The sequence below is a fragment of the Lysinibacillus sp. NPDC048646 genome (assembly GCF_050272295.1).
In the GTDB taxonomy this organism is placed as follows: Bacteria; Bacillota; Bacilli; order Bacillales_A; family Planococcaceae; genus Lysinibacillus.
Map to the genome: position 1 here is coordinate 31,405 of NZ_JBNNLZ010000025.1, position 12,905 is coordinate 44,309.

The 12,905-nt window shown below is 35.3% G+C and carries 14 protein-coding genes and 1 riboswitch; of the genes, 6 read left to right on the forward strand and 8 right to left on the reverse strand.

The window, feature by feature from the left end:
* Positions 1–261 precede the first annotated feature (261 nt).
* The 3 genes from ACQKII_RS20210 (at position 262) to panF (ending at position 2,954) form a co-directional block, all read left to right on the forward strand.
* Complete coding sequence (locus tag ACQKII_RS20210; RefSeq protein WP_427462274.1) at positions 262–777, forward strand: DinB family protein; 516 nt, start codon at positions 262–264, stop codon at positions 775–777.
* Positions 778–1,245: 468 nt separating this feature from the next.
* The gene (locus ACQKII_RS20215; protein ID WP_427462275.1) at positions 1,246–1,509 is read left to right on the forward strand and encodes a YhdT family protein; all 264 of its coding nucleotides are present in this window, start codon (positions 1,246–1,248) and stop codon (positions 1,507–1,509) included.
* A complete protein-coding gene (panF, locus tag ACQKII_RS20220) occupies positions 1,509–2,954 on the forward strand; it encodes a sodium/pantothenate symporter (RefSeq protein ID WP_427462276.1) in 1,446 nt (481 codons plus the stop codon). Before ACQKII_RS20215 ends, panF begins: the two co-directional genes overlap by 1 nt.
* Positions 2,955–3,230: 276 nt before the next feature.
* On the opposite strand, the gene ACQKII_RS20225 is transcribed toward panF, so the two are convergent.
* Positions 3,231–3,860 carry a CPBP family intramembrane glutamic endopeptidase gene (locus tag ACQKII_RS20225; protein WP_427462277.1) on the reverse strand — a complete coding sequence of 210 codons (630 nt, stop codon included), beginning with the start codon at positions 3,858–3,860 and terminating at the stop codon, positions 3,231–3,233.
* A 188-nt stretch (positions 3,861–4,048) separates the two neighbouring features.
* Between ACQKII_RS20225 and ACQKII_RS20230 the strand changes: the two genes are divergently transcribed.
* Both ACQKII_RS20230 and ACQKII_RS20235 read left to right on the forward strand, forming a co-directional pair.
* Positions 4,049–4,489 (forward strand): LytTR family DNA-binding domain-containing protein, encoded by a 441-nt coding sequence (locus ACQKII_RS20230; protein WP_427462278.1) that lies wholly within the window; start codon positions 4,049–4,051, stop codon positions 4,487–4,489.
* Positions 4,490–4,493: 4 nt separating this feature from the next.
* Positions 4,494–4,931, forward strand: coding sequence for a DUF3021 domain-containing protein (locus ACQKII_RS20235; RefSeq protein ID WP_427462279.1), 438 nt, complete (start codon positions 4,494–4,496; stop codon positions 4,929–4,931).
* A 373-nt stretch (positions 4,932–5,304) separates the two neighbouring features.
* Here ACQKII_RS20235 and ACQKII_RS20240 read toward each other — a convergent pair whose 3' ends face one another.
* On the reverse strand, positions 5,305–5,679 hold the full coding sequence (locus tag ACQKII_RS20240) for a nucleotide excision repair endonuclease (protein ID WP_427462280.1): 375 nt from the start codon (positions 5,677–5,679) through the stop codon (positions 5,305–5,307).
* A gap of 510 nt (positions 5,680–6,189) precedes the next feature.
* A riboswitch (SAM riboswitch) is annotated at positions 6,190–6,299 on the forward strand.
* Between the two features lie 101 nt (positions 6,300–6,400).
* Between ACQKII_RS20240 and metA the strand changes: the two genes are divergently transcribed.
* Positions 6,401–7,339, forward strand: a complete 939-nt coding sequence (gene metA / locus ACQKII_RS20245) for a homoserine O-acetyltransferase MetA (protein WP_427462281.1) — start codon at positions 6,401–6,403, stop codon at positions 7,337–7,339.
* 183 nt (positions 7,340–7,522) lie between these two features.
* Here metA and ACQKII_RS20250 read toward each other — a convergent pair whose 3' ends face one another.
* From ACQKII_RS20250 to plsY, 6 genes are all read right to left on the reverse strand, one after another.
* Positions 7,523–8,653: a GerAB/ArcD/ProY family transporter gene (locus ACQKII_RS20250; RefSeq protein WP_427462282.1), complete on the reverse strand. Its 1,131-nt coding sequence runs from the start codon at positions 8,651–8,653 to the stop codon at positions 7,523–7,525.
* Between the two features lie 27 nt (positions 8,654–8,680).
* Positions 8,681–8,914, reverse strand: a complete 234-nt coding sequence (locus tag ACQKII_RS20255; RefSeq protein ID WP_427462283.1) for a hypothetical protein — start codon at positions 8,912–8,914, stop codon at positions 8,681–8,683.
* 6 nt (positions 8,915–8,920) lie between these two features.
* Positions 8,921–10,117, reverse strand: coding sequence for a Ger(x)C family spore germination protein (locus tag ACQKII_RS20260; RefSeq protein WP_427462284.1), 1,197 nt, complete (start codon positions 10,115–10,117; stop codon positions 8,921–8,923).
* 26 nt (positions 10,118–10,143) lie between these two features.
* Entirely contained in the window at positions 10,144–11,688 is a 1,545-nt protein-coding gene (locus tag ACQKII_RS20265; protein WP_427462285.1) for a spore germination protein, read from the reverse strand.
* A 153-nt stretch (positions 11,689–11,841) separates the two neighbouring features.
* Positions 11,842–12,132, reverse strand: a complete 291-nt coding sequence (locus tag ACQKII_RS20270) for a HesB/YadR/YfhF family protein (RefSeq protein WP_427462286.1) — start codon at positions 12,130–12,132, stop codon at positions 11,842–11,844.
* Positions 12,133–12,150: 18 nt separating this feature from the next.
* Entirely contained in the window at positions 12,151–12,753 is a 603-nt protein-coding gene (plsY, locus tag ACQKII_RS20275) for a glycerol-3-phosphate 1-O-acyltransferase PlsY (RefSeq protein WP_427462287.1), read from the reverse strand.
* Positions 12,754–12,905: the final 152 nt, after the last annotated feature.

Consider the following 12,905-nt stretch of genomic DNA (forward strand, 5'->3'; position numbering starts at 1 on the left):
CTGGATATGGGAAAACAACTATTCTCACACAATTTCTTCACACCGAGACATGTCGATTTTCTTGGTATAGCGCTTCAGAAGAGGATGATAATATACTCCCATTTCTAAGATACTTGTTTCATAGTATTCAGCGCGTTTACTAAATTTATCAATGAAAAGATAGTACAATAGTAAAGGAAAACAAGGAGAAACTCTTCATCGTAGAGAATATATATAGAATAGCAGTTTAAGTACGCACATAGTGGCGAAGGGAGGAATCTCATGAATACATTAGTAAATAACAAGCTAGATGAAACAAGAAATATCCTCGTAAAGGAGATTACTTTATTAAGTGATGAACACTTTAATCGTAAGCCTGAAATGGATATATGGAGTATTGCACAAGTGTGCCATCATTTAGTTTTAGTAGAACAAGCAACTATCAAGGCTATTGAGTGGGGATTAAATGATGTTGAGAACATTCAAAAAGAACGTAAAAAAATAGACCTATTCATATTGGATAGAACGAAGAAGCTTAATGCGCCAAAAATCGTTGTGCCAGACTTAGGACCATTTGAAGTTCAGCAAATGATCGACATGTTAAATGATTCAAGAAATAAATTGAAGACTTTTCTTAGCGCTATAGAAGACCCATCCATATTAGCGGAAAAATCAGTGAAGCATCCTGCTTTAGGTGAACTACCTCTTGACCAATGGATTGAACAAATATATTTGCATGAACAGCGTCACATAGAACAAATAAAAGAGATAAAATTACTTGTAGATGCGGCAAGTTAGCTCAAGTTGCTTAAAATTGTTAATTGACGAAATGATAATTTACGTGGCTATATTGCTAAAGCATAGTAAGAATTGTGTAAATGTCAGACTGTCAACAAAATCCCCCGAGAGGTGAAACTCTCGGGGGATTTTGTCGTTTTTGAAGGTAGTTGAATTCAAATTCCCCCTGAATTTTGTTTATCATCACCTCAAGTATTTTTAGCAGGTTAGCAGCAGAATAGGATATCAGTAAGCAATATAAATTGATTGGAATGGAAGGCGCGATACACCTGCAGGAACAGCACGTGCGGAAAATCCATTTTTGCGGCGACTGGCAGCAAAAATTAGTTGGAGCCGTGACTGTGAAAAGGGAGCACCTGAAACGGAAATCAACGGTTTCTTACTATTTATTTTTCCTCCTATTTCTACGCAAAGCTTCCCATAATACGTGTATATCAGTAAAATAGGGTAGGTTAGGGGGATATAATTTTGAAAGATCAACGATTTAAAAATGCGCATCGAGAGGCGCTCATTGGCATTGCACTCGTCATTGTCAATTTTGCTATTTGGTACGGCTTTGCTTACGGGCTTGGTACTGGAGATCCAGCTAGTTATACGTATATTTTGGGATTCCCGGCTTGGTTTTTCTACAGCTGTATGGCTGGGACCGTCTTTATGATTGTGCTAATCTGGCTTGTCATGAAGCTCTTTTTCAAAGAGGTACCATTTAATGATGAGGAGGTGGATAAGTAATGCAATGGCAAGTCATTTTTCCACTTATCCTATTTTTAGTGATCATTTTTGGTATAGGGATATGGTCGAATAAGCATCTACGTGCATCTAATTCATTCTTGCAGGAGTATTTCCTAGGCGGTCGTGAAATGGGGGGCTTCATCCTCGCAATGACCATGATTGCTACGTACGGTAGTGCAAGTAGCTTCATTGGAGGCCCAGGCGTGGCATACAATAAAGGACTTGGCTGGGTACTACTGGCGATGGCGCAATTACCGGCGGGGTATTTTGTGCTCATGATATTAGGGAAGAAATTTGCCATTATTGCAAGACGTTATCAAGCGATTACGTTAATTGATTTTTTACGTGAACGCTATAAAAGCCATGTCATCGTCTTTTTATCTGCCATTAGTATTATCGTCTTTTTATTTTCTGCGATGATGGCACAGTGGGTTGGTGGTGCGCGTTTAATCGAATCATTAACTGGACTAAACTATACAGCAGCACTCTTTATTTTTGCGGTTTCTGTTTTAGTTTATGTGATTATAGGTGGTTTCCGTGCGGTAGCGTTAACCGATACGGTACAAGGTTCAATTATGGTCATAGGAACTGTCATTTTACTAATTGGGACAATCATTGCGGGTGGCGGCATTGAGAATATTATGGCATCACTAGTCGCTGAAAATCCTAATCTTGTGTCACCCTTTGGAGCAGAAGGTGAGTTAACGCCATTATACGTTTCTACATTTTGGATTTTAATTGGTGTCGGAGTCGTTGGGCTACCGCAAATTGCGGTACGCGCCATGAGCTATAAAGATTCAAAAAGCATGCATTTAGCAATTATTATTGGCACTATTGCCATAGGGACGATCATGTTTGGTATGCATTTAATTGGTGTCTTAGCACGACCAGTCATACCGGGTATCGAAATTGGAGATAAGGTAATGCCACTGCTCACGTTAAAGGTATTACCGCCGTTTCTAGCAGGCATTGTGTTGGCAGCCCCAATGGCGGCAACAATGTCTACGGTCAATGCTTTACTGATGCTAGTCAGCTCAACTGTTGTAAAGGATATTTATTTAAACTATGTGAAGCCAACTGCAAGTGATGCGGAAATTAAACGTGCTAGCTTTATTGTTACAACGGTAATTGGTTTAGCTGTAGTGGTATTTGCCTTAAATCCTCCAGATTTACTCGTATGGTTAAATTTATTTGCTTTTGGGGGATTAGAAGCTGTCTTTATTTGGTCAGTAGTGCTTGGGCTGTATTGGAAAAAGGCAAACAAATATGGGGCAATTGCTTCGATGATTACTGGTATGACTTTGTATATTGTCATTGACCGTTTTTATCCTTCCGTGTTTGGTATGCATACCGTGACGATTCCAATTATCGCCTCATTCATTGTCTTTGTTGTCGCTAGTCTATGTACAGCGCATAAATTCAAAAATGAAAAACTATTTATTTAGTAAGAAACGCCGTAAATGTTATATCTACGGCGTTTTCTATTTAGAAAGAATTAATGAGCAACCTGTTCACCATTGAACGTTGCCACTACCTGATATATGTAGGAATAATAAAGTCATTTAATTTTGCACTTAGTAAGACAAGAATCGCCTAACCAATTTATATATGCGATTTTAAAGTTGTTTAAAAATAGCTTTATTATGTTCATAAAATGAAAATTAAGGATAATAAAGTTGTTTAATTTCGAGAGGCGTATAATTCATCTTAGCCCCCAAATATTAATTTAAAATTTTATTTACTTTCCATTTTCCTGAAACAGCCGCTAACATTAACCATGGTTCTATTACCATATTGATTAAAATATGAGCTATTATTGGTGCAAAGGTGCTCCTTCCAGTATAAATATAGAGCATAGCGAGAAGACACCCTAAGATTGTAGTTGAAAGAATTGCTGGAAGCGCGATTTTTATCTCTCCTCGCAATAACACCCATGCACCATGAGCAATCCCAAACGTAATTCCTGAAATTAACACTTGTGAAAGATCTGAAAATCCAATAGATAATACATATTCCATGAGCAAATGTCTAAATACAACTTCTTCTACTATTCCAGTTACAACAGCAGCCCATATACCAATTAATTTAAGCCAAGAAAATGTTAACAAATTACTTTTTACTAAAGGTATCGCAATCATTGTATAGGAAATGTACCCTATAACGATTAATACAGTGAAAAACCACATAGGTAAATTAAGTAACATTTCCGATGAATATCCCAATCCATTTTCAATAAACTTCCTAGGATTATTTACATACCAAAAAATAACACTAGTTGAAAGCATACTTGATATGCCAACTAATATCCATCCCGTCTTTATTCGCTCTTTTAGCGTTGTTATCTCATTCATATTAGCTGCCTCCTTGTGTTATATTTTTAAATAGCTTTTGCTTAAGCCCAATATAGCGACAAAAAAGTTTAGCAACAATACTTTACGAGTAACATGTCTATATAAATAGGTGAAATGCTTTTTATCACCTACAACCTGCATTATTCGAAATGTAATTTATGCTATATTTTTAGGGAGAGGTGATAGAGATGAAGATAGAAATAAAAATTGATACACAAATCGACGAACCCTACATAACAATCTGCGTATCCAAATTAACGCCAACGATACAGGCAGCAATCTCACTCTTACAACAAGAAGAAGAACAAATTTTAACAGGGACTGCAAACAATAAAGTACATATTATCGAACCTAATTCTGTAATTGTAATTAGAACGGAAGGAAAAGAATTAGTACTATATAGCGACGATGGTAATCGTGTTATTATGAATAAACCTTTATACGAGTTAGAACAGCAGCTAGGTAATGATTTTATACGGATTTCTAAATCTGCAATCATAAATCCTAGAAAAATCAGAAATATTGAAGCTTCCTTTAATGGAACAATGGAAATTGAGCTTATTTTAGACATAAAAGAAGTGATTTCTCGTAATTATAAAAAAACATTTAAAGAGCGTTTGGGGGTATAGTTACATGAACATTTTCAAGAGTTTAGGGTTCGGTATAAGTATGGGATGTACAGTTTTTGTTACTGTTAATCTTATTGGATATTGGATTAACGGGGATTTGTTTTTACAAGCTGTAATGTCTAATTTCCCACAACAAGTATTCGGATCAATTATTGTGGGTATTGCTTGTATACTTCCTTCATACATCTATAGAACAGAACGTTTAACATTCTTACAACAAAGTGCTTGTCATTTTTTTATAGCTATAGCTACTTTTATAGTTGTTGCCTTTTCTTTAAAATGGATTCCAACATTTTCGATAAAAATAACAATACTATTGCTGCTATTTAGTGTATTACTTTTTGTACTGGTTTGGCTGTTATTTTATTTACATAGTCAAGCGGAAGTAAAAAAAATGAAGAAGAAAATCATTGAACATACAGACATTAGTAATAATCAATAGTATTACATGAAAGCAATTCATTATTTAATAAGGCTTATTAACAAAATAATCCTCCCGTACAAAGAAAGCCTGTGACCTCTGTAATAGTAGAAAGGGAGGCTGGGACAAAACTTTAAATTTTAAGAAAGAGGAGCAAAGGAGTTATTAAATTTTTGCTATCTAAAATGAAGGAAAATTTAGAAGAGAGCACTAGTTGATGGTAGAGAAGGCGGCGACTCCTGGGGGGATTAGCGTGACGCCTGAGACTACAGGCTCAGGCCACGCCCCCGGAAAGCGTCCGCCGTAGCAGACATCAACGCTTACAGCAAAAAAGTGTTAGATCGACAGCAGTCAATCTAACACTTTTTCTCTTTTGTCCCAGCCTCTAATTTTTTTATTCAAAAAACACTTTATCAAGGTTGTATTTTGCACGGAAAGTGTTAATGGCATATGTTTCGTAAATTTCACGTTCCATTGGATCTTCAATTTCGTACACTTCAATTTTAAAAATTTCATCGCGGTATTTTTTCATAGGAGACACATTGTCTTCAAAGTGTTTTTTTATACGTTGACGAATTTTACGTGCTTTCCCTACGTATAAAAGTTCGTTTTTCTCATTGTAGAAAAAGAAAATGCCGCCATTTTCACGTGTAATTTTATGGAAGTCGATAAATCCGTGGTAAGGCGTGATTTCCACATCACCTGGTTTTAACACTTGTTCGCGCTGACGAATTACTAAATCTGGTTTTGGTAGTTCAATTTTAATCAAAATATTCACGTTCCTCTCTGTTACATAAGGTATATCTTAACATAATTCATACGTGGTAGCTATTATCAATTATCACATATGCCAAAAAGCTAAAATGAGTGTTGCTCAATAGAGTAATGATAGTATGAGCAGAATCACAAAAAATTTAACGTATCTGGGAAAACATTAAGCAGCTGGCGCTATAAAGCAAATGACAAGTATAGCCAAAATGCTACTATAGTCAATTTTGCTTACCGTATTGAAAGCGAGCATAGAAACTGCGGTTCTTAAAACATATGGACAATATCTTAAGCATATATTGTGCAAATAATCGCTATCAGCGTGAGCCATGCTAAAGAAAAAAAGCATCAAAACAGCAGAGAAAGTACCTAGTACCTTGTTTAGTGTAATAATACACTAATAATTGTAATAATGAACATTTTTCACAAGATAGAGATGCCTATAAACGAAATATTCTATGTATTATTGAAATTCTTAATTGTTCATGATACAATTCTCTTTAATTAAATAATCTTATCAAGAGAAGCTGAGGGATTTGGCCCTATGACGCTTCAGCAACCTCTAACTTAGTTAGAAAGGTGCTACTTCCAGCAAAGGATTTTTCCTTTGAGAGATAAGAGTGGACGTGATAAAATCCTTCTCATTCTTTCTCTTATGGAATGAGGGGGATTTTTTGATTTTTACATAAAGAGAAAAAAATAAACGAAATGGGGAATGTAACATGCCAATTAATATTCCGAAAAACTTACCAGCTGGAGAACATTTACGTGAGGAAAAAATCTTCGTTATGGAAGAGGACCGAGCAAAAACACAACAAATTCGTCCGTTAAACATTTTAATTTTTAATTTGATGCCAGAAAAAGAAAAAACAGAGCTACAATTACTTCGTTTACTAGGTAATACACCTTTGCAAGTTAATATTACGTTTTTGAATACCGCAACCCACGAGTCAAAGAATGTCAGTAAATCACATTTACAGTTATTCTATTCAAACTTTCAAGAAGTGCGTCACCGTCGTTTTGATGGCATGATTATTACAGGAGCACCTGTTGAAAAAATGGCATTTGAAGATGTGAATTATTGGCAAGAAATATCAGAAATAATGGATTGGTCTAAGAAAAACGTGACATCTGTGATGCACATCTGTTGGGGTGCCCAGGCTGCACTCTATCACCATTACGGTATCGGTAAATTTGAATTACCCGAAAAATGCTCGGGTGTATATTCGCATGTGATTACTGATTTAACGGTGGACTTAGTACGTGGATTTAGCGATTTATTTACAGCGCCACATTCACGTTATACTTCCGTATCAATTGAAGAAGTGCGCAATCATCCAGATTTACGCTTACTATCGTATTCAGAAGAAGCGGGCGTCTTTATAGTCCAATCAAAAGATAATAAAAATATTATGATTACAGGACATCTTGAATATGATGCCACAACTCTAGCAGACGAATATAGTCGTGACGTAGCTAAAGGATTAGATATTGCAGTACCTGTTAATTATTTTCCAAATGATAACCCATCAAATGAACCGATGAATACATGGCGAGCGCACACGCATTTGTTATTCTCAAACTGGCTAAACTACTGTGTATACCAAGAAACACCGTATGAATGGGATTTTGCAGAAGACCATATCGAATTTCATATTTGATGTTAGTAAACGCAACGGAATACTAAAAAATAGCCTAATTTCTCAATTGTAATACTGAGGAATTGGGCTTTTCATATTGCTATTCTGTTAGCCCTTTATAATGCATAAACAAATACTACAATGACAGCAGAAACATGCATGTTGTAACAGGGAATTAGAGCTGTACACAATTGTGGAGGCAATTTATGATAAATTTTCACTTTTCGATTGACTTTCAGTTTCTTGACCTTTAATTTTTCTTAATTTAGCGACAAAAAGTAAGAGTATTGGTAAGAGTATTGCGAACACTGCTGAAAAAAGTGGCCAGATTTCCTTATTGTAATTATTAGAGTGAACGATATTTGGATGTACAATTTGAGAAAGTACAATGAAAATCATACCAAGTGGTAAAATTAGCGGTCGATAATCTTTGATTTTCAGTATTTGGGCAATGCCAATTACAGATGCATAAAAATATATAAATGTTCTGATATAAATGGAGGTAATCCACATAAAAGCCATAATAATCTCGATTCTTTGTAAAAAATTCCCTATGGATATCCTTTGAGCCAATGCGTAACTTGGAAAGGCACGTTGAGATGTATTTGTTGCACCAAGTACAAGTATAGAGAGAGCAATAATAATAATTAATACTATTCCTCCAACAATCATGCCTATGTAAAATCCCTTTTGAGCTGATTTTTGCACATTGACCATAGAGGGAAAAATCATTAATAACACGACCATCGGAAACGAAAAAATACTCATAAATGAAAAAACACTAAGGATTATTGATTTCGAAGAAGCTTCAAATACAGGTTGTATATTTTCAATTTTAATTTCTGGAGAAATACAAACAACAAATACTATAAAAATAAACATAAACAAGGGAAACAGTATTTCAGCTGAACGTGCAAAGACTTCAATCCCCAAGTATGTAGCAAAAATGATAATTAAACTGAATAAAAGTGCAAATGACGTGGTCGGTGTCTCCGGCATGACTTCAGTTTTCATGAAATTTCCAATGAAATATAATAATTCACCTGCAGAAAAAAAGGTAAGTATGATAAATCCAATGGATGTAAATTTACCAATGAATTTCCCTAATATTTTTTCATTAGCCTCCACAAAGGTTAAATTTGGTGTCTTTTTTCCTAAAGAAACGAAAAGTTTTATTAGTAATAAGCTTAGTAGCACGCCTACAGTTGCTACGATCCACGCATCTTGCTTCACGTCTTTTGCAATACTTGCTGGAATAATTAGGATAGCTGTGCCAATTGAATAGAGGAGGGTAATGATTGTAAACTGTCTCGAACTGATTATCTCTTTTTCCATAAACAACTACCCTTCCTGTTGCAATATTTATTGGAACAGCGTGATGATTAATTCTCTGATTGGTTTAAAAATAAGAGAAATCAAGTCTAATGGACTCGGCACATTAATATTTAATCCAAGTGCAATATTTAACGCAGTTCCGACAACTAAAAAAATTGAAAATACCACAATGGTTTTAGTTTCGCGTTTTTTCTTTAAAGGGGGGATGACAAAATACGCAATCAGTGCAGCAATAATTAATATAGCTAGCGTTATAAACATCGATTATTACTCCTTTGCTTTGTGTAATAAAGAATTTTGCATAGTCCCTAACCCTTGTGTAGTAACGCGAACTTCAACGTTTACTGCTAATTCTGGAAATATTGTCGACCAATCTCCTTGAATATCTCTCCATTTTTTAGCATCTTTTCGATAAAGTACATCGGCAAATCCTAATATGTCTAACTGATAATTTTTTTGAATCGTCACCAGGGTTTTTTTGATGCGCTCCTCAATCAACTCGGCAGTTTTTTTATTAATGTATTGAATCGTTTTGTTTTCAGTTAGATTTATATCACATTCAACTTCGCCCACATTTTGCTCTACATCAATTTGAACATTAATTTGTGGTGTGTCATTTTTAAATTGTCCTTTAACTTTTGTTGTTGATTTTGTAATTTCTGTTGTTAATTTTCCTTGCTCAGGGCAAGCAATAATTTCAACTGTACTTTTAATTTTTCCATTCAAAAAATTAAAACTTCTGCTTTCATCTTCAGTTAAAATGCCCACTAATTTATCTTTTTTAAATACTGCTAAACCTACAAAATTCAAGACTACGGGCGTCTTAATGCGTTGGACATTGGTCTGATCAATACCTAATTTCGTATCTCCATCTATTTCGATTGTCGATAAAACTGCGCTTTTTTTATTACTGTTTAGCGTATTTACTAATTCATCTATACTAACAGATAATGTAGAACCCCAAGCTTTTTGTGAGACTTTAATTGAATTTAGCAATTTATTTGCAGGTATTTTTTCTATAGGGGTTAGTACATTTAACACTTCTTTTGCAGTTGAATTATGAGATACGATCACATCAAAATCATTTCTGAATTCATGGTCTCGTGCGATAAAATCTAATGTATCATTTATGCCGTCAGCAGCTAATTCTTCTCCTAATACGACAACCTGCAGATGAGCAAAATAGGCCTTTCTGGCTGTTAAGGTTGTCATTTTTCGAATCGCTTCAAAAGAGGTTTTTCCTTTGGCATGATAGGTAACAACAGGCGATCGACCACTTGAAGGGTGTTTTGTTGAAATCTCACTAGGATCCACCACCTGTATAGAGATTTCATATTCATCGTCTACTTTATCGACCCCTAAAGCAACGACAATTGCTAATTCATTCAATTCACGTTTACTCCAGCAAGCGCTTAATAATAAAGTAACAATGACAAGTAAAAATATGGACTTTATTTTTGACATATTGACTTCCTCATTTGCAGGTTAATCTAATTCCTTTTTTTATGAGCAACAAATTTTTGTCCTCGCGTCGTATTCGTTTTACTGACTAACCGAGGTCGCGTTAATAAAGAACTGCGTGGAAACAATACCATAGCATCTTTTTGATCTTTAAGAATTAAAGGCCCAAAAGGACTCATATAAGGAACCCCGAAGGATCGTAAACTACATAGGTGAAGGATAATTATCATAACGCCAAACATTACCCCAAATAAACCAAACATCGCCGCTAAAATCATGAGTGGAAAACGTAAGACACGGACTGTGTTAGACAAGCCATAAGCAGGAAATAAAAAACTACAAATAGCTGTTAATGCGACTATAATGACCATTACGGCAGATACAATGCCCGCTTCAACAGCGGCCTGACCAATAACCAAAGTCCCTACAATTGATACTGCTGGTCCAATGGTTCGAGGCATTCGAAGACCCGCTTCTCTTAATATTTCAAAGGCAATTTCCATTATGAGTGCCTCAACTACCGCAGGAAAAGGAACGCCTTCCCGCTGAGAAGCGATGCTAATCAACATGGGTGTTGGTAACATTTCCTGATGAAAGGTAGTAATCGCCACATAGAGTGAAGGTGCTACTAATGCAAGGCTTATACCGAAAAACCTTAATAAGCGAATAAGTGAACTAATGATCCAATGTTGATAGTAATCTTCGGCAGATTGTAAAAAAGATGTAAATAAAGCGGGCACAATGAGCACAAAAGGTGTGCCATCCACTAAAATTGCAACTTTTCCTTCTAATAATTCTCCTGCAATCACATCAGGGCGTTCAGAATTATAGACTGTTGGAAACATTGAAAATTTAGAGTCCTGAATAAAATCCTCAATATACCCACTCTCCAATATTCCATCAATGTCGATACGATCTAAGCGGGAGAGAACCTCCTCAACAATTTTGTCATTTACAATGCCATTTATATACATGATCGAAACGTCCGTTTGCGTTACTTCTCCAATAATCTTTGTTTTGATCCAAAGATTAGGGCTTTTAATTTTACGACGAATTAGTGCTGTATTTGTGCGTAGTGTTTCTGTAAAGGCTTCTCTAGGACCTCTGATAACAGATTCTGTAGAAGGTTCGGCAATGGCTCTATCTTTTGCACCTTTTGTACTTGCTGAGATACCTGTGGCTAAACCATCAAATAATATAACTGTTTCACCATTCAGTACAGAACTGTAAAATGTAGTAAAGTTTGAAATATCTTTTACATCACAAATTGTTAAACAATTTTCCTTTAAATATTGGTTGATTGTTCCTATTTGAATTTCAGGAATATCATCTAATTCCAGCATAAGCGTTTCCATGATAAAGTCAGTAATAGCAGTAGTATCGGATAATCCATCTATATAGATAAGTGCTATAGTCTGTTTCACCGTTTTGCCTATCGTGATTTCTCGGACAATAATGTCATCACTATTACCAAGTGTTGTTTTTACAGTTTGAATATTTTCTAAAAGAGAAGTAAAAAGTGGGCTCTTTGTTGAAATTGGTTGGGAGGTGTTGTTATTCTCTGAATTAGGCATTTTTATTCCTCCTCCATGTAAGCATTATGATTAATAAGAGGATATACAAATTTAATAAGAGATAAACAAGTTTGGAAATTAAACGAAACAATAATTATTAGCTGAACAAAATAAAACAGTGTTTCCCTTCAATTTCTGAAAGGAAACACTGTTTTATTTTGTATATTCGTACTTTAATTCATCCATTGTGGAATCAATATCTACATATAGGTTGTGTTCATGAAAGAACCATAAATCTTTTTCTTCAATGTAGTAGGTAATGCCATCTATTACCGATTGTATACCTACTTCTATTGGCTCCTCACGTGTCATGCCAAGGGAAAAGCCTTCATGAAATGGGCTTGAACCACCATATCTTGCGTAAAAACGAATTGTATCACCTGTTTCAACTTCCATCTCACGTTTAAACCATTGTAGAGCATCGTCTGTTAATGTGATATTCATGCTGTACCCCTTTCTTCGTTAGAGCCATTTCACTTTCGGTTCAGTACCATTTTTGATACGAGAAATATTTGCTCGGTGGCGATAAACGATAAAGCTAAATAAAAACGCTACTAAAATACTTAACGCAAAATCACCTGTAACGAAATAATAGGCGATTGAATAAATAAGTGCTACGAGAGCGGCAATCATCGATGTTAAGCTCACGATCTTCGTTAACTTTAACGTTAAAAAGAATGTAATGAATAGTAAGATAAAGAGTGGCCAAGAATAACCAAGTAATACGCCTGCAGAGGTAGCAACGGCTTTTCCTCCACGGAAACTTGCAAAGATAGGGAACATGTGACCCATAACTGCTACAATGCCAAGTATTAATGAGTGAATTGACACGTCAGAAAACACAGGTAGTGTCACTAATAATACGGCCGCTGTTCCTTTTAAAACATCCATTATTGTGACGACTAGACCGGCTTTTTTTCCTAAAATACGGAAAGTATTGGTAGCACCTAAGTTACCGCTACCATGTTCACGGATATCTGTTTTATAAAAAATTTTGCCAACCCATAACCCAGAAGGTATAGAGCCAATGAGATAGGCACATAAAATAATAAGTCCATTTAGCATAGGTGGACTCCTTTCATCCAAAATACATCACTTGGTACTAATAGTTTGTAACAAGTATTTTACACTTTTTCACACTATTCTACAATGTTATGAAGGAGATTTCATCACGAGCCTTGAATTCAATAACAAAAGGGAAATATATCTTTATGATT

Bases quoted from the DNA above. Each gene is read 5' to 3' on its own strand.
- panF (WP_427462276.1), top strand. From the start codon at position 1,509: ATGCAATGGCAAGTCATTTTTCCACTTATCCTATTTTTAGTGATCATT.
- plsY (WP_427462287.1), bottom strand. From the start codon at position 12,753: ATGCTAAATGGACTTATTATTTTATGTGCCTATCTCATTGGCTCTATA.
- ACQKII_RS20230 (WP_427462278.1), top strand. From the start codon at position 4,049: ATGAAGATAGAAATAAAAATTGATACACAAATCGACGAACCCTACATA.
- metA (WP_427462281.1), top strand. From the start codon at position 6,401: ATGCCAATTAATATTCCGAAAAACTTACCAGCTGGAGAACATTTACGT.
- ACQKII_RS20250 (WP_427462282.1), bottom strand. From the start codon at position 8,653: ATGGAAAAAGAGATAATCAGTTCGAGACAGTTTACAATCATTACCCTC.
- ACQKII_RS20255 (WP_427462283.1), bottom strand. From the start codon at position 8,914: ATGTTTATAACGCTAGCTATATTAATTATTGCTGCACTGATTGCGTAT.
- ACQKII_RS20225 (WP_427462277.1), bottom strand. From the start codon at position 3,860: ATGAATGAGATAACAACGCTAAAAGAGCGAATAAAGACGGGATGGATA.
- ACQKII_RS20265 (WP_427462285.1), bottom strand. From the start codon at position 11,688: ATGCCTAATTCAGAGAATAACAACACCTCCCAACCAATTTCAACAAAG.
- ACQKII_RS20210 (WP_427462274.1), top strand. From the start codon at position 262: ATGAATACATTAGTAAATAACAAGCTAGATGAAACAAGAAATATCCTC.
- ACQKII_RS20235 (WP_427462279.1), top strand. From the start codon at position 4,494: ATGAACATTTTCAAGAGTTTAGGGTTCGGTATAAGTATGGGATGTACA.
- ACQKII_RS20270 (WP_427462286.1), bottom strand. From the start codon at position 12,132: ATGAATATCACATTAACAGACGATGCTCTACAATGGTTTAAACGTGAG.
- ACQKII_RS20260 (WP_427462284.1), bottom strand. From the start codon at position 10,117: ATGTCAAAAATAAAGTCCATATTTTTACTTGTCATTGTTACTTTATTA.